Annotated in this window: 15 protein-coding genes, 2 pseudogenes and 2 riboswitches; of the genes and pseudogenes, 6 read left to right on the top strand and 11 right to left on the bottom strand. The window is 71.2% G+C overall.

From position 1 onward, the window contains the following. From AOK18_RS33865 to AOK18_RS02435, 7 genes and pseudogenes are all read right to left on the bottom strand, one after another. Positions 1-100 (bottom strand): annotated as a pseudogene (locus AOK18_RS33865) (ABC transporter ATP-binding protein); the annotation flags it as partial. Between the two features lie 6 nt (positions 101-106). Continuing rightward, positions 107-1,066, bottom strand: a complete 960-nt coding sequence (locus tag AOK18_RS02460) for an ABC transporter permease (protein WP_055571212.1) — start codon at positions 1,064-1,066, stop codon at positions 107-109. A gap of 1 nt (position 1,067) precedes the next feature. Then, entirely contained in the window at positions 1,068-2,072 is a 1,005-nt protein-coding gene (locus AOK18_RS02455; protein WP_055571211.1) for an ABC transporter permease, read from the bottom strand. Positions 2,073-2,177: 105 nt separating this feature from the next. Continuing rightward, entirely contained in the window at positions 2,178-3,848 is a 1,671-nt protein-coding gene (locus AOK18_RS02450; protein WP_055571210.1) for an ABC transporter substrate-binding protein, read from the bottom strand. Between the two features lie 429 nt (positions 3,849-4,277). Further along, positions 4,278-5,027, bottom strand: a complete 750-nt coding sequence (locus AOK18_RS02445; protein ID WP_055693173.1) for an enhanced serine sensitivity protein SseB C-terminal domain-containing protein — start codon at positions 5,025-5,027, stop codon at positions 4,278-4,280. A 166-nt stretch (positions 5,028-5,193) separates the two neighbouring features. Further along, positions 5,194-6,000 (bottom strand): enhanced serine sensitivity protein SseB, encoded by an 807-nt coding sequence (locus AOK18_RS02440; protein ID WP_055693172.1) that lies wholly within the window; start codon positions 5,998-6,000, stop codon positions 5,194-5,196. 92 nt (positions 6,001-6,092) lie between these two features. After that, positions 6,093-6,773, bottom strand: a complete 681-nt coding sequence (locus AOK18_RS02435) for an AAA family ATPase (RefSeq protein WP_055693171.1) — start codon at positions 6,771-6,773, stop codon at positions 6,093-6,095. A gap of 236 nt (positions 6,774-7,009) precedes the next feature. Then, positions 7,010-7,109: riboswitch (glycine riboswitch) on the top strand. After that, positions 7,110-7,232: riboswitch (glycine riboswitch) on the top strand. A gap of 35 nt (positions 7,233-7,267) precedes the next feature. Here AOK18_RS02435 and gcvT point away from each other — a divergent pair. From gcvT to AOK18_RS33860, 6 genes and pseudogenes are all read left to right on the top strand, one after another. Further along, the gene (gene gcvT / locus AOK18_RS02430; RefSeq protein ID WP_055571207.1) at positions 7,268-8,401 is read left to right on the top strand and encodes a glycine cleavage system aminomethyltransferase GcvT; all 1,134 of its coding nucleotides are present in this window, start codon (positions 7,268-7,270) and stop codon (positions 8,399-8,401) included. A gap of 213 nt (positions 8,402-8,614) precedes the next feature. After that, a complete protein-coding gene (gene gcvH, locus AOK18_RS02425; protein ID WP_055571206.1) occupies positions 8,615-8,992 on the top strand; it encodes a glycine cleavage system protein GcvH in 378 nt (125 codons plus the stop codon). A 15-nt stretch (positions 8,993-9,007) separates the two neighbouring features. Then, the gene (gene glyA, locus AOK18_RS02420; protein ID WP_055693170.1) at positions 9,008-10,267 is read left to right on the top strand and encodes a serine hydroxymethyltransferase; all 1,260 of its coding nucleotides are present in this window, start codon (positions 9,008-9,010) and stop codon (positions 10,265-10,267) included. A 172-nt stretch (positions 10,268-10,439) separates the two neighbouring features. After that, positions 10,440-11,807, top strand: coding sequence for an L-serine ammonia-lyase (locus tag AOK18_RS02415; protein ID WP_055571204.1), 1,368 nt, complete (start codon positions 10,440-10,442; stop codon positions 11,805-11,807). Between the two features lie 106 nt (positions 11,808-11,913). Then, on the top strand, positions 11,914-12,321 hold the full coding sequence (locus tag AOK18_RS02410; protein ID WP_055571203.1) for a cold-shock protein: 408 nt from the start codon (positions 11,914-11,916) through the stop codon (positions 12,319-12,321). Between the two features lie 222 nt (positions 12,322-12,543). After that, a pseudogene (locus AOK18_RS33860) lies at positions 12,544-12,762 on the top strand (muramidase); the annotation flags it as partial. Positions 12,763-12,835: 73 nt separating this feature from the next. On the opposite strand, the gene AOK18_RS02405 reads toward AOK18_RS33860, so the two are convergent. The 4 genes from AOK18_RS02405 to AOK18_RS02390 all read right to left on the bottom strand — a co-directional run. Beyond that, positions 12,836-13,339 carry an ATP-binding protein gene (locus AOK18_RS02405; RefSeq protein WP_055571202.1) on the bottom strand — a complete coding sequence of 168 codons (504 nt, stop codon included), beginning with the start codon at positions 13,337-13,339 and terminating at the stop codon, positions 12,836-12,838. A 272-nt stretch (positions 13,340-13,611) separates the two neighbouring features. Next, positions 13,612-14,379: an enoyl-CoA hydratase/isomerase family protein gene (locus AOK18_RS02400; protein WP_055572275.1), complete on the bottom strand. Its 768-nt coding sequence runs from the start codon at positions 14,377-14,379 to the stop codon at positions 13,612-13,614. 84 nt (positions 14,380-14,463) lie between these two features. Further along, positions 14,464-15,711 carry a L,D-transpeptidase gene (locus AOK18_RS02395; RefSeq protein WP_079039747.1) on the bottom strand — a complete coding sequence of 416 codons (1,248 nt, stop codon included), beginning with the start codon at positions 15,709-15,711 and terminating at the stop codon, positions 14,464-14,466. A 199-nt stretch (positions 15,712-15,910) separates the two neighbouring features. Further along, positions 15,911-16,224, bottom strand: a 314-nt coding sequence (locus AOK18_RS02390) for a L,D-transpeptidase (RefSeq protein ID WP_167738640.1), incomplete at its 5' end; no start/stop codon positions are given.

The following is a 16,224-nucleotide window of genomic DNA, read 5'->3' as shown; positions in this document are numbered from 1 at the left end:
CCTGGTCGACCTCGAAGGAGACGCCGTCGACCGCCCGGGACTCCTTGCGGCCGCGGCCGCCGAAGGTGACGGTCAGTTCGTCGACAGTGAGCAGAGACATGGTGGTTCAGCCCCTCAGCTTCGGGTCGAGGGCTTCCCGCATGGCCTCGCCGAGGAGGGTGAAGCCGAGGGCGGTGATGATGATGCCGACGGCGGGGTAGACCGCCATCAGCGGCGCGTTGTCGAAGAAGCGCTGCGCCTGGGTGAGCATGACGCCCCATTCGGGGACGGCCGGGTCGGGGTTGCCCAGGCCCAGGTAGGACAGGGCGGCCGCCTCGATGATCGCGGTGGCCAGGGAGAGCGTGGCCTGCACGATCACCGGGCTGAGCGAGTTGGGGATGATCTGCGAGACCACGATGCGCCGCTTGCGCACGCCCAGGGACTTGGCGGCGAGCACGTAGTCCGCGCCGCCCTGCGCCAGCATGGAGCCGCGCAGCAGCCGGGCGAACACCGGGATCTGGACGACACCCACGGCGATCATCACGGTGGTCAGGGACTGGCCCATGACGGCGGCGATGGACACGGCCAGCAGCAGCGAGGGCATCGCCAGCATCATGTCGATGAAGCGCATGATGACGGAGTCGACGCGCCTTCCGGCGTCGCCCCCGAGGGTGGCGGCGGCTCCGGAGAGACCGCCGATCAGGAAGCCGATGACCAGGCCGATCAGCGTGGCGACGACACCGACGAGCAGCGTCTGGCGGGCGCCGATCAGCATGCGGGAGAACATGTCCCGGCCGAGGTGGTCGAGTCCGAACCAGTTCTCGCCGCGCGGGCCGACGAACTCGCCCCGGTTGGGGAAGACCTCGTTCCGCCAGGTCTGGGCGGTCGCGGCGTGCGGCGCGAGGTAGGGCCCGACGATCGCGAGGACGACGAACAGGGAGATGACGACCGCGCCGATGATCGCCATCTTGCTGCGCTTGAGGCGGCGGAACGCCTCACGCCACAGGCTGGCGCCGGTGCCGGTCTCCTTGGTCGCGGTCAGCTCCGCGAGCCGCTGGATCTTTTCGGTCTTGGTGGCGACACTCACGTCAGTACACCCGCACTCTCGGGTCGATGAGGCTGTACGCCACGTCCACCAGCAGGTTGATCAGGACATACACCAGCGCGATGAACATGATGAACCCGACGAGCACGGGGTAGTCACGGCCGTCGATCGCGGTCCGGATGAAGGAGCCGATGCCTCCGAAGGAGAACACGGACTCGGTCAGGACGGCGCCGGACAGCAGGGAGCCGGTGAGCAGGCCGACCGCGGTCACCACGGGGAGCATCGCGTTGCGCAGCACGTGCCGGCCGCGGACGACGCTCCGCTTGAGGCCCTTGGCCTCGGCGGTGCGGACGTAGTCCTCGTCCTGCACCTCGAGGACGCTGGCGCGGGTCATGCGCACGATGACGGCGAGCGGGATGGAGGCCAGGGCGACGGCGGGGAGGACCAGGTGCATGATCGCGTCCCAGGCGGCGTCGAGTTCCCCGGTGAGGACGCCGTCCAGGACGGCGAACCCGGTCACGCTCGTGGCGTCGATGCCGGTGTCCTGGCGGCCGTAGCTGGGGAAGATCCCGAGCTCGACGGCGAAGATCTGCTTGAGGATCAGGGCCAGGAAGAAGACCGGGATGCAGATGCCGACGAGCGATCCGGAGACCGCGGTGACGTCGAGCCAGCCACCGCGGTGGCGGGCGGCGAGGTAGCCGAGCGGGATGCCGACGGCCACGGCGATGAGGATCCCGAGGAGAGCCAGTTCCACCGTGGCGGGGAAGCGCAGGACGAACTCGTCCCACACCGGCTGTCCGGTCTGGGTCGAGGTGCCCAGGTCGAGTTCGGCGATGCGCTTGAGGAAGCGCCAGTACTGGACGTACACGGGCTGGTCCAGCCCGAGTGCGCGGTTGATGCGGATTACTTCGGCCTCGGTGGCCTTTTCCCCCAGGATCGCTGAGGCGGGTCCGCCGGGCAGCCGGTCGAGCCACAGGAAGAGCAGAACCGACAGACCGAGCAGCGTGGGTATGAGCTGGAGCAGTCTTCGTACGACGAGACGCAGCACCCCGCATGCCCCTTTCTTACGTGATGTGTTGCCTGAACGGACCCGCCCGGCCGACGAGTTGCGACGGCCGGGCGGACCCCTCGTGCTTGGGTGACTACTGCGCGCCTACTTGAACGAGGCCTCGGCGAAGATTTCCTGCGTCAGCGGGGAGACGTTCGGCGGGTTCACGTTCTTGGCGAAGGCGATGGCCGGCGGGGACGACGAGACCGGGACACCGGGCAGGTAGTCCATGATGACCTCGTTGGCCTTGGTGTACGCGGCCACGCGCTCGTCGTGGTTGCCGAGCTTGGAGCCGGCGTTCACGGCGTCGAAGACCTTCTTGTCCTTGAAGCCCCACTGCTTGTCGTACCCGGCGAACCAGGTGCCGATGAAGTTGAAGCCGTCGTTGAAGTCACCGGTCCAGCCGAGCATGTGCAGGTCGCAGGAGCCGGACTCGGTGGCGTCCAGGTAGTCCGGGGCCCACTTCATCGCCTTCGGCGTGACGGTGATGCCGGACTTCTCCAGGTCGTCCTTCATCAGCTCGAACAGGTCCTGCGGGGCAGGCATGTACGGGCGGGTGACCTCGGTCGGGTAGCAGAAGTCGACCTTCAGCTTCTCCTGGCCGGCCTTCTTGAGGAGCTTCTTGGCCTGGTCGGTGTCGTACGGGTACTGCTTGACGTTCTTGGAGTAGCCCTCGACCGTGTCGGGCATGAACTGGTCGGCGACCTTGCCGCCCTCGGGCAGCTGGGTCTTGACCAGGTTCTCGCGGTCGATGGAGTGCGCGATGGCCTGGCGGACTTCCTTCTTCTTGAGCGCGGGGTTGGCCTGCTGGCTCATGCCCACGTAGAAGAGGTTGAAGACACCGCGGGTCGGGACGACGTAGCCCTGGTCCTCGAGGGTCTTGACGTCGGCCGGCGCGACGAGGTCGTAGCCGTCGATGTCACCGGCCTGGAGCGCCTGGCGGCGGCCCTCTTCGGTGTCGATGGTGCGGAAGACCAGGTTCTTGACCTTCGCCTTGTCGCCCCAGTAGTCGTCGAAGCGCTCGAGGGAGACTTCCTTGTTCCCCTTGTTCCACTTCGTGATCTTGTACGGGCCGGTACCGGCGACCGTGCCAGCCTCCTGGCTGTACTTGGGGTACGTGATGGCGTCGCCCTTGGCGGAGGCGTCCTGCTTCTTGTACGCCTCGATCGCCTTCGGCGAGTGGATCGCCAGGGCGTTGAGGGAGAAGCCGCCGGGGAGGTTGGCGGAGGGCTTCTTGACCTCGATGACGGCGGTGTTCTCGTCCTTCGCGGTGCAGGACTTGTAGTTCGCCTCGGGCGTTTCCTTGTCCTCGTTCTTCGCGAAGCCGCCCATGATGGTCTGCCAGTAGTAGGAGACCGCGCTGGACTGGTAGGTGCCCGTCCAGTTGAACCAGTGGTCGTAGTTCGCGCAGACGGCCGCGGCGTTGAACGCCTCGCCGTCGTGGAACTTCACGCCCTTGCGGAGGTCGAAGGTCCAGACGGTGCCCTTGTCGTTGCTGGACCACTTCTCGGCGAGGCCGCCGACGAGCTCGCTGCCGCCCGACTCGTGCTCGAGCAGGGCCTCGAACGCCTGACGCGTCACGCGGAAGGTTTCACCGTCGCTCGCGAGGGCAGGGTCCAGGGAGCCCGGGTCACCGGCACCGGCGAAGACGAAGGTGTCCTTCTCGCCGTCGCTCTTGTTGTCACTGTCCCGTTCGCTGGAGCAGCCCGTGGCGATCAGCGTGACCGCCACCGCGGCCGTGATCGCCCGAGCGGCTCGGGACTTGGATATGCGCATATTGGGGCCACTCCGGGTCCGCTATGTGGATGCATCTTGACCGGCCGAACACTACAGACGTTCACAGCGAGTCGAGAACAGTCCGGATAGCGGTGATACCTACCTGAGATCTGAACAGTTGACATAAGGGGCGCTTCAGGCGTCCCTCCGTCAGGAATTAACCGTCCCGATACATTCAACTCCCCCCGCACGCGCCTCCGGGAAGCTCCGGGCGGCGTGAAGGACGGGTGAAACCGCAGGTGACGGGCGGTCAACCGGTGACAGCGGAGCGCACATGGCTGAAAACCCGTCACGAACCGGTGTCCGGCACCGAGGCGACCCGCCCCCCTCCGGCACCCCGTCTCACTCCGTGGACACCGTCACGCTGAGTCAGCGCGGACGACCGCGGCCGGTGCCCGGTCGCGGCCGCCCCTCCCGCATCCGGCCCGGTCAGCGCTGGTGCGCGGGCGGGTGGCCGGAGCCCGGGGCGGGGGGCACGACGGCCCCGTGGGCCTCGCGGTCGTAGAACGGGCGGGCGTTGGCGCGCAGCCACATCGCGACCGGGTCGTGCTCGTCGGACATCGCGACGGTCGACACCGGGAGCCCGTCCGGGACCGCGCCGAGGGACTGCCGCATCATCGCGCGCACCGCGTCCACGGCCGGCGGCGACGTGTCGTACACGTCGAGGCCGATGGCGAGGTACGGGGCGCCCAGCGACGGCTGCACCCAGGCGCGGCGCAGTGAGCGGACGGCGGGGGTGCGGTGCGCGTTCTGCGCGAGCAGGGCGTAGAACTGCGGGATCTCGATGGCGGGTTCGGACAGCCGCAGGGGGCCGGCGGGCTGGCGGTCGAGACCGGTGGCGAGCCTGCGCAGATCGAGCCAGGGGATGCCGAGGCCGCCGCCGGGGGCGTGCGGATTGAGCCAGAGTCCGTAGTGGTCGGGGTAGAGGGCGCGGGCGGCATCGACGCCGTCGACGACCTCGTAGGAGCGGTTCCAGCCACTGGCGGACAGCTCCTGGGCGGAGGTCACGCAGGGCGCGTAGCCGAAGCCGTCGACCTCCATGTTCCCGTACTGGGCGTCCGGGGAACCCGCCCGGCCCTGCCACAGCAGCATCCAGACGTGTCCGGAGGAGGGGGTCGCGAGCGCGCGCAGCAACGCCTCGTAGGCGTCGTAACGCCCCGGTGTCACCTGGCGCAGCATGTGCTCGACCTGCCCGGCCGCCGCGGTGCCTGCGCTCACTTTGTATCGCCCCTCCGTACCACCCGTACAACGCCCTCGCCCGAACCGATGAACCTAGCTTAAGCGCCACCCGGCCCGGAGGGACTCCGCCGGTGCGCGGCCGTGCTCCCGCGGTGCCGCGGCCCGTTCAGCGCGTCCACTGGTAGAAGGGGCGGACGCGGTCGCGCATCCACTGGCCGACCGGGTCCTGGGCCACGTCCAGGAGGACCAGGTTGACGGGCCACTTCACCGGTTCGCGGCCCAGGGCGCGGCCCAGCGCGTCGATCGGCGCGGCCCTCAGGTCGCCCTCCGTGCGGGTCAGTTCGGCGGGGGACAGTTCGACGCCGACGAACAGCACCGGGTCGGCCGTCTCGATCTCGGCGAGGCAGCGGCGGGCGGTGGCGACGACGCCGAGGGCCTCGAACTCCGCGGCGGCCGCGGCGAGGAAGGCCACCGGGTCGTCCTGCCAGTCGGGTTCGAACAGCTTGACCCGGCCGCCGCTCGCGGGGCCGTCGAGCGGGCCGCGTCCGGCACGGCACAGGGCGGCGACGGCGGGCGGCGGCAGCGGGACGCCGACCACTCCCCCGGGGTTCACGGCGATCCCGGCCTGCGGCGGCAGACCGCGCGCGAACTCCACCGCGGGCGCGACGGTGAACGACATGTGGGAGCCGACGACCTGTCGGAACTGCTCCTCGGAGCTGAAGACCGGGACGTACGCCTGGCCCTCGATCTCCATCGTGGGCAGGTCCAGCGAGCCGCTGTCCGGTCCGCCGCCCTCGGGCAGCGGTATCCACACGTGGCTCCGGCCCAGCACCTCGATGATCCGGCCGTCGCCCGAGGGGACGCCGAGGGCCGCGGAGAGCACCTCCTCCAGCTCGTTGCCGGGCCATCCGCCGTGCGGATGGAGGTGCGTCTGTGCCGGGAAGTCCGCGGAGAAGCCCGCCGGGAAGTCCATCTGCCTACCGCCTGCCTGGAACCACTGCTGTGGCTGAAAGGCTAACCGCTGCCGGGCCCGGCGGTCGGCCCGTACGGCCGCCGGTCCGTGGATCAGTGCGCGGCCCGGTCCGTGAAGTCGATGCGGTGCAGGGTGTTCGCCGCGTCGCGGTCGGCCAGGACGACCGAGCCGCAGCCCGCGGGCAGGTCGCCGCGCGTCACGGAGGCCAGCAGCCGGTCGACGGCGGTGCGGTGGCGCCGGAAGGCGTACCGGGAGACCCCGCGGCCGCGCGCGCGCTGGCCGTCCAGGGCCTGCTCCGGGGGGACGTCGAGCAGCAGCAGGTGCAGGTCCGCGCCCCGGCGGCGGGCCTCCCGGGCCAGCCAGCGGCGCACCCAGGCTTGCGTGCCGCAGTCGTGGACGACGACCCCCTCGCCGGTGCGCAGGGCGCGCCGCAGTCCGGCGTAGTGGGCGAGGCGGACCAGGGGCCGGTACACCGCGTACGGCAGGAGGCGCGGCGTGCCGCGGTCCCAGCGGTCGCGGGTGTCCTGCGAGTCGATGCGGGTGCCGCGCACCGTGCGGCGCATGAGGGTGGACTTGCCGCTGCCGGGCAGTCCGGTGACCACGACGAGGTCGCGGGGGCCGAAGAGCAGCGCGTGCGGGCTGCGGCCGACGCGCTCGCGCAGGTCGCGGACGGCGGGCGCGGGCGGGGTGCCGCACGCCTCCCGGGCCGCCGGTGCCTGCTGCTCGGGCGGCGCGACGCCCGTGGTGGCGGCGTACGCCGCGGCCTTGTCCACCGTGTGTGTCCTCCCCTGGGGCCGTCCTGCCCTGTGACCAGGTACCGGAACCCCTCCCCGCCGAGTGTAAAGAGACGGTAACGCCGGGTGCCCGCGGTTTCCGTCTCTTCCGCGCCACGGGCCTGTCACAGCCGCCCGCGAACACCCGGACACCCTGTGCTCCTCCCACAAGGGTCCCCCTGCCGCACTCCCGCGATGCGTGCAATGATGAGCGCGTCAACTGCATACCGGCCGTTCGAATCCGCGCGGGAGAGTCCCCGGCACCGTTGCCGCCGGGGCGCCGAAGGAGCAAGTCCCTCCCTTGAATCTCTCAGGCACCGTTACCGCGTGGGCGAGGCACATCTGAAAAGCGGGCCCCGCGCGCGTCGCCGGTGGCCCCACCCAAGGTGCAAGCCGTGGTCGTCCCCTGCGCGGGCGGTCATGGCGAACCTCTCAGGTTCCGATGACAGATGGGGAGGAAAGCCCTCGCCTGTCCTGCCCTGGGAGACCGACCGATGAGCAGTACCGAACTCCGCCGGACCGCGCTCGACGCCCTGCATCGTTCGCTCGGTGCCACGATGACCGACTTCGCCGGCTGGGACATGCCCCTGCGCTACGGCTCCGAACGCGACGAGCACAACGCCGTGCGGACGAGGGCCGGTCTGTTCGACCTCTCCCACATGGGTGAGATCACCGTCACCGGCCCGCAGGCCTCCCGGTTCCTCGACCACGCGCTGGTCGGCAACATCGGGACCGTCAAGACCGGCCGCGCCCGCTACACCATGATCTGCGGCGAGGACGGCGGCATCCTGGACGACCTGATCGTCTACCGGCTCGACGACACCGGGGCCGGGTCCCCGCGGTACCTGGTCGTCGCGAACGCCTCCAACGCCCAGGTGGTGCTGGACGCGCTCGTGGAGCGGTCGGCCGGCTTCGACGCCGAGGTGCGGGACGACCGCGACGCGTACGCGCTGCTCGCGGTGCAGGGCCCCGAGTCCTCCGGCATCCTGCAGTCCCTCACCGACGCCGACCTCGAGGGCCTGAAGTACTACGCCGGGCAGCCCGGCACGGTCGCGGGCGTCCCCGCCCTCATCGCCCGTACCGGCTACACCGGTGAGGACGGCTTCGAGCTGTTCGTGAAGCCGGAGCACGCGGTGGAGCTGTGGCAGGCGCTGACGAAGGCGGGCGAGGGCGCGGGCCTGGTCCCGTGCGGGCTGTCCTGCCGGGACACGCTGCGTCTGGAGGCCGGCATGCCGCTGTACGGCAACGAGCTGAGCGCCTCCCTGACCCCGTTCGACGCCGGGTTCGGCCGGGTGGTGAAGTTCGAGAAGGAGGGCGACTTCGTGGGCCGCGCCGCCTTGGCCGAGGCCGCCGCCCGCGCCGAGCGGACCCCGCCCCGCACCCTGGTCGGCCTGGTCGCCGAGGGCCGCCGGGTCCCGCGCGCCGGGTACGCGGTGGTCGCGGGCGGCGAGGTGATCGGTGAGGTCACCTCCGGTGCGCCGTCCCCGACGCTGGGCCGGCCGATCGCGATGGCGTACGTCGACGGGGCGTACGCGGTGCCGGGCACGGCGGGGGTCGCCGTGGACATCCGCGGCAGCCACGAGCCGTACGAGGTCGTGGCGCTGCCGTTCTACAAGCGGCAGAAGTAGCGCCGCCGCGGACGGCGGGGACGGTTCCGGGGCGGTTCCCCGGTCCCTCCCGCGCCGGCGTCCGGGCCGGTGCCCGGGCCTCCGGTGCTTCCGGTGTCCGTGGGGTCTCGCCCCGGTGAGCGGGACGGGTCGTGCCCGTTCACGCGCGCGTCCCGTCCTTCCCGTAGTTTCCGAGTCATCAGCAAGTCCACCGCGTACAGGAGAATCCAGGTCATGAGCAACCCCCAGCAGCTGCGTTACAGCAAGGAGCACGAGTGGCTGTCGGCCGCCGAGGACGGTGTGTCGGTCATCGGCATCACCGAGCACGCGGCCAACGCGCTCGGCGACGTCGTGTTCGTCCAGCTCCCCGAGGCCGGCGACACCGTGACCGCGGGCGAGACCTGCGGCGAACTGGAGTCGACCAAGTCGGTCAGCGACCTGTACTGCCCGGTCACCGGCGAGGTCACCGAGGTCAACGAGGACGTGGTCAGCGACCCGTCGCTGGTGAACTCGGCCCCCTTCGAGGGCGGCTGGCTGTTCAAGGTGCGCGTCACCGACGAGCCGGCCGACCTGCTCTCCGCCGCCGAGTACGACGCCTTCATCCAGGGCTGAGGAGGCCGTAGCCCCATGTCGCATCTGAACACCCCGCTGCACGAGCTCGACCCGGACGTCGCCGCGGCGATCGACGCCGAGCTGCACCGCCAGCAGTCCACCCTCGAGATGATCGCCTCGGAGAACTTCGCCCCGGTCGCGGTCATGGAGGCCCAGGGCACGGTCCTCACCAACAAGTACGCCGAGGGCTACCCCGGCCGCCGCTACTACGGCGGCTGCGAGCACGTCGACGTGATCGAGCAGATCGCCATCGACCGGGTCAAGGAGCTGTTCGGCGCCGAGCACGCCAACGTGCAGCCGCACTCGGGCGCGCAGGCCAACGCCGCCGCGATGTTCGCGCTGCTCAAGCCCGGCGACACGATCATGGGCCTGAACCTCGCGCACGGCGGGCACCTGACCCACGGCATGAAGATCAACTTCTCCGGCAAGCTCTACGACGTGGTCGCCTACCACGTCGGCGACGACGGCCGGGTCGACATGGCCGAAGTCGAGCGGCTGGCCAAGGAGAGCAGGCCGAAGCTGATCGTCGCCGGCTGGTCGGCGTACCCGCGGCAGCTGGACTTCGCCGAGTTCCGCCGGATCGCGGACGAGGTCGGCGCGTACCTGATGGTCGACATGGCGCACTTCGCCGGTCTGGTCGCGGCGGGTCTGCACCCGAACCCGGTACCGCACGCCCACGTCGTCACCACGACCACGCACAAGACCCTCGGCGGCCCGCGCGGCGGGGTGATCCTCTCCACGGCCGAACTGGCCAAGAAGATCAACTCCGCGGTCTTCCCCGGTCAGCAGGGCGGCCCGCTGGAGCACGTGGTCGCGGCCAAGGCGGTGGCCTTCAAGGTCGCCGCGTCCGAGGAGTTCAAGGACCGCCAGCGCCGCACCCTGGAGGGCTCCCGCATCCTGGCCGAGCGCCTGACGCGGGACGACGCCCGGGCGGTGGGCGTGGACGTGCTCTCCGGCGGTACGGACGTGCACCTGGTCCTGGTCGACCTGCGCGCGTCCGAGCTGGACGGGCAGCAGGCGGAGGACCGGCTCCACGAGGTCGGCATCACCGTCAACCGCAACGCGGTGCCGAACGACCCGCGGCCGCCGATGGTCACCTCGGGGCTGCGCATCGGTACGCCCGCCCTGGCCACCCGCGGTTTCGGCGCCGAGGACTTCACCGAGGTGGCGGACGTGATCGCCGAGGCGCTGAAGCCGTCCTACGACGCCGGGGCGCTGCGGGCCCGGGTGACGGCCCTCGCGGAGAAGCATCCGCTGTACCCCGGTCTGAAGTAATTTCGTACGCTTTGATTCGTACGAGCCTCCGGGGCATCGCGCACACTGGTCAGTGGGTGCGATGCCCCGCATCGTGCCCCCCTCGCACACATCGTCCCGTTCCCCGCATCCGTACCACCGCGAACCACCCCCGGCGGACAGCGGCGTCCGCCGAACCCCTAGGAGTCCTTCCGTGGCCCTCTCGGTCTTCGACCTGTTCTCGATCGGCATCGGGCCGTCCAGCTCGCACACGGTCGGCCCGATGCGGGCCGCCCGCATGTTCGCCCGGCGGCTGCGCCACGAGGAGCTGCTGGAAACGGTCGCCTCGGTCCGCGCGGAGCTGTACGGGTCGCTCGGCGCCACCGGCCACGGGCACGGCACGCCCAAGGCGGTGCTGCTCGGCCTGGAGGGCGCCTCGCCCCGCACGGTGGACGTGGAGACCGCCGACGAACGGGTGGAGAGGATCAGGGACTCGGGCCGCCTGAGCCTGCTCGGCACGCACGAGGTCGCGTTCTCCTTCGACGACGACCTGGTGCTGCACCGCCGCAAGACGCTTCCGTACCACGCGAACGGCATGACCCTGTGGGCGTACGACGCGTCCGGCGCCGAGGTGCTCGCGAAGACGTACTACTCGGTGGGCGGCGGTTTCGTCGTCGACGAGGACGCGGTGGGCGCGGACCGCATCAAGCTCGACGACACGGTCCTGAAGTACCCGTTCCGCACGGGTGACGAGCTGCTGCGCCTGACCCGGGAGACGGGCCTGTCCATCTCCGCGCTGATGCTGGAGAACGAGTGCGCCTGGCGCACCGAGGAGGAGGTCCGCGAGGGCCTGCTGGAGATCTGGCGGGTGATGCAGGCGTGCGTGGCGCGCGGCATGTCCCGCGAGGGCATCCTGCCGGGCGGCCTGAAGGTGCGCCGGCGCGCCGCGAACACGGCGCGCAAGCTGCGCGCGGAGGGCGACGCGCCGGCCCTCGCCATGGAGTGGATCACGCTCTACGCGATGGCCGTGAACGAGGAGAACGCCGGGGGCGGCCGGGTCGTCACCGCCCCGACCAACGGCGCGGCCGGCATCATCCCCGCCGTCCTGCACTACTACATGAACTTCGTCCCCGGCGCCGACGAGGACGGCGTGGTCCGCTTCCTGCTGGCGGCCGGTGCGATCGGCATGCTGTTCAAGGAGAACGCGTCCATCTCCGGCGCCGAGGTCGGCTGCCAGGGCGAGGTCGGCTCCGCCTGCTCGATGGCGGCGGGCGCCCTCGCCGAGGTGATGGGCGGCTCACCGGAACAGGTCGAGAACGCCGCCGAGATCGGCATGGAGCACAACCTCGGCCTGACCTGCGACCCGGTCGGCGGCCTGGTCCAGATCCCGTGCATCGAGCGCAACGGCATGGCCGCGGTGAAGGCGGTCACCGCCGCGCGGATGGCGCTGCGCGGCGACGGCTCGCACAAGGTGTCCCTGGACAAGGTCATCAAGACCATGAAGGACACCGGCGCCGACATGTCCGTCAAGTACAAGGAGACGGCGCGGGGCGGACTCGCGGTGAACATCATCGAGTGCTGAGGCGCCGGCGCGCGGCGGACGGCGTATGTTGGCCTGGCTGGTCGGGTTCCGTCCCGGGCATGGGGCCCGGGTCCGGGGTCCGGTGTTCCGTTGGGGGTTGGAAACCATGGTCGCTGGTCGTGTGGTGCGGTTCGACGCCGTACGGGGTTACGGGTTCATCGCTCCGGAGCACGGCGGGGAGGACGTCTTCCTCCACGTCAACGACGTGCGGATCCCGGAGCATCAGCTGCGTCCCGGGGTCACCGTGGAGTTCGAGATCGAGGAGGGCGACCGGGGGCTGAAGGCCTCGGGCGTGCGGCTGGCCCAGGGGGCCGGTCCGGTGTCCTCCGCCGGTGCGGGCCGGCAGCCGGACGGCGAGGACCCGCTGTGCGACGTGCTCACCGCCGAGGAGTACCTGCAGGAGGTCACGGAGGTCCTGCTGTCCGCCGCGCCCACGCTGACCGGCGAGCAGATCCTCCAGGCCCGCCGCGGGCTGCTGCAGTTCGGCAAGACCCACGGCTGGTGCGACGGGTGAGGCGGGCCGGGTGACGCCGCCCGGCCGGCTCCGGCCCCACCCGGCTGGCTCCGCCCGGCCGGTCGTCGTCACCGCCCCCTGGCCCGCCGGACCGCACCCCCGGCCGGTTCCGCCCCGTGCCCGAGGTCACCGCGCCCCGGGTGCCGGCGCACGTCGACCCGCGTCCTCCCCGGGCCGGTGCGCCCGCGCCGGGCGGCCGGTACGTGACGGGCGGACGGCGTACTGCGCCCGGAGCACCGGGTGATCCTGTACCGCAACCGGGACTTCTGGCGGAACGCCGACACCACGTCCTGCGCGGGCGACGGACTGTGGATCGCCGACCACGTCACCGCGGGCGAGCCCCGCGTCGAGGCGACGTGGCGCTTCCACCGGTACACCGACGATCCCGTGGACACCGACCTCGCCGACTTCCCCGACCGGGCCGCCCTCGAGGAGTGGGCGGGCGTCGCCCGAGGACGGCTGCTCCCGGGGCAGGAGACGGAAGCCGGGGGCGGGAGGCAGGGGGAAGGTCCGTTCAGCGGTCGGCGACGCGCAGGGCGAACCAGGTCGTCTTGCCCCGGGGCAGGAGGTCGACGCCCCAGCGGCCGGCGAGGGTGTCGACGAGGAAGAGGCCGCGCCCGCTGACGTCCAGTTCGTGGACCGGCATGAGGCAGGGCAGGCTGCGGGACGGGTCGCGGACCTCCACGCGGATCCAGCGGGGGCGGCGGAGCAGCCGGAGACCGAAGGCACGGGCCCCGGTGTGACGCACCGCGTTGCCGACGAGCTCGGAGACAAGGAGGACGGCGTCCTCGGTGTGCGCCGCCCCGAGGCCCCAGTGACGCAGGACCACGACCTGGGTGAGCCGGCGGGCGACGGCCGCGGACTCCGGGCGGGACGGCAGCAGGACCTCGGCCCGTGACGGATCGCCGAACAGCTCCAGCGCCTTCCGCGCGTGTTCGTCCTCGACCGTCGGCGACCAGCGCGACGCGGTCGCACGCCCGTCTCCCCGCGGCTGCTCCCTGCCGTCCAGCCCCGCCATGCCCCCATCATGGACGTCCCGCGGGACGCCCGGGACCGTTCCGTCGGAATGCGCCCCCTGCACGCCCCCGCCGCAGGTCAGGCCCTCGGCATATGCCTATGACGCCTCGGGAGCACCGGGGGCCCGTACGGCCTGCGGAAACGGTTCGCCGCACGGGAACGACGGGCTCCCCCGACGCGGCGGACCCGAGGGCGCGCCGAGGCTCCCGTGGACCGCCCCGCCGGGGGACCCGGATCGGACGTCGCGTCCCCCGCGGTCCCCCGGAGGGGTGTTCAGAGGAACTTCGCCTTGCCGGGGCCGTCCTCCACGAAGCTGCGCATCCCCCGCTCGCGGTCCTCGGTGGCGAACAGGCCCGCGAACCAGTTGCGCTCGACGGCGAGGCCGGTGTCGATGTCGGTCTCCAGACCGGTGTCGACCGCCTCCTTGGCCGCGCGCAGAGCGATCGCGGGCCCCTTGGCGAGCTTCGCGGCCCACGCGTGCGCCTGCTCGTAGACCTCGGCGGCGGGCACCACCCGGTCCACCAGGCCCAGCGCGAGCGCCTCGTCCGCCTTCACCTGACGGCCCGTGAAGATGAGGTCCTTCGCCCTGGACGGACCGATGAGGCGGGCCAGGCGCTGGGTGCCGCCGGCCCCCGGGATCAGGCCGAGCAGGATCTCGGGCTGGCCCAGCTTGGCGTTCTCCCCGGCGATGCGGAAGTCCGCGCAGAGCGCGAGCTCGCAACCGCCGCCGAGCGCGTAACCGGTCACCGCCGCCACCACCGGTTTGGGGATGCGGGCCACCGCCGTGAAGGAGTCCTGCAGGGCGCGGGCGCGCAGGACCATCGCGGTGTGGTCCATGGCCTGCATCTCCTTGATGTCCGCGCCCGCCGCGAACACCTTCTCGCCGCCGAAGATCACCACGGCGCGCACGTCCTCGCGGCGCGTGATCTCCTCGGCGAGCTCCTTCAGCCGGTCCTGCGTGGCGACGTCCAGCGCGTTCATGGGCGGGCGGTCCAGGCGCAGCGTGCCGACGCCCTCGGCGACTTCGAGATGTACGGTCATGACAGCAGGTTAACGGTGACTAACGGCCGCGGCCCCGGTGCCGTACCTCACACCGGGGCCGCGTACCTCGTGCGTTTCGCGCGGTCAGGCCTTCCACTTCTCCCAGGACATGTTCCAGCCGTTGAGGCCGTTGTCCGGGGCGATGGTGCCGTCGTTGGAGTTCTTCACGACGACCACGTCCCCGATCATGGTGTTCTCGAAGAACCAGGCGCCCGGTGCTTTCCTGTCCCAGCCGCCGCGGGTGTCGCGCAGGCCGATGCAGCCGTGGCTGGCGTTGTAGTTGCCGAAGGCGTCGCCGCCCCAGTAGTTGCCGTGGATGAAGGTGCCCGAGGTGCTCAGGCGCATGGCGTGCGGGACGTCCTTGATGTCGTACTCGCCGCCGAAGCCGACCGTCTCCCCGTTCATCCGGGTGACCTTGAGCCGCTCGGTGACGACCATCTGGCCGTTCCACGTCTCGGTGCCGGGGGCGCCGGTGGTGACCGGGATGGTCTTGATCGTCTTGCCGTCCCGCTGCACCTTCATGGTGAGCTTCTTGGCGTCGACGACGGAGACCTGGTTGCGGCCGATGGTGAAGGAGACCTTCTTGGACTGCTCGCCGTAGACGCCGGGGCGGCCCTCGACGCCGTCGAGGTTGAGGTCGACGGTGACCTCGGTGCCGGCCTTCCAGTACTTCTCGGGGCGGAAGTCGAGGCGGTCGTTGCCGAACCAGTGGCCCTCGACCTCGACGGGCGGCTCGGTCGTGATGCGGATGGCCTTCTCGACGTCCTCGGGGCTGGTGATGCCCCGGGTGAAGCGGAGCGAGAACGGCATTCCGACGCCGACCTCGGAACCGTCCTCGGGGGTGAAGTGGCCGATGAAGGTGTTCTTCGGGGTCAGCGTGGTGAAACTGGAGTCCTCGGCGGCGGTGCGGCCGGCGGAGTCCTTGGCGACCGCGTGCACGGTGTACTCGGTGGAGGCGGCCAGGTGGGTCGACGGCGTCCAGCGGGCGCCGTCGCCGGATATCTCCCCGTCGACCTTCCTGCCGTCCGGGTCCTTGACGACGACCTCGGTCAGCTTGCCCTCGGCCGCCTCGACCTCGAGCGCGCCGCTGGTCTCGACGGACTCGGCACCGTCCTCGGGCGCTATGCCGATGACCGCTTCGGACTGCTTGCTCTGCGCCGCGGGGGAGGCCTCGACCTTGCCGCCGCCCGGCCCGGACCCGGAGTCCGGGCCGGTCCCCCCGCCGCCGCACGCCGTGACCGCCAGCACCACCCCGAGTGCCAGCGCGGCGAGCCTCCTGCCGCCCCGCCTCCGCGCGTCAACCGACGCCCCCGATATCGGCCCCACGTTCACTTGTTCTCTCCCCTCGGCGGGCCTGCCCCGGCCCGCGCCCCGCACGCTCCTCGCGCGCCTCGGCGCATAGTAACCACAGGCCAGAAGGGTTGGAGGGGGTCGGTGTGTCACCGTTCCGTTCCAAACTCCGACGGCTGCGGGAGACAACCGGAAGGCCCTTTCGGGCATCCGCGCGTGAGGGTGCCGGGAGGCGTCGGGGTCACCTCACGGCGCTGCCCTCCGTCCACTTCTCCCAGGACATGTTCCAGCCGCCGAGGCCGTTGTCCGGGGCGACCTTCCGGTCCTTGCTGTTGACCACCTCGACGACGTCGCCGATGAGACTGCGGTCGAAGAACCAGCCCGCCGGGGTGTCCGCGCCGCCGCCCTTCACGTCGCGCAGGCCCACGCACCCGTGACTGACGTTGGTGTCGCCGAAGACGTCCTCGTCGGCCCAGTAGTTGCCGTGCAGGAAGGTGCCGGACGCGGTCAGGCGGATGGCGTGCGGGACGTCGGGGATGTCGTACTCGCCCTTGC

It is taken from the genome of Streptomyces prasinopilosus (genome assembly GCF_001419695.1).
Classification (GTDB): Bacteria; Actinomycetota; Actinomycetes; order Streptomycetales; family Streptomycetaceae; genus Streptomyces; species Streptomyces prasinopilosus.
The sequence above is the reverse complement of the archived record's forward strand: the minus strand, read 5'-3'. Positions and strand labels throughout refer to the sequence as shown.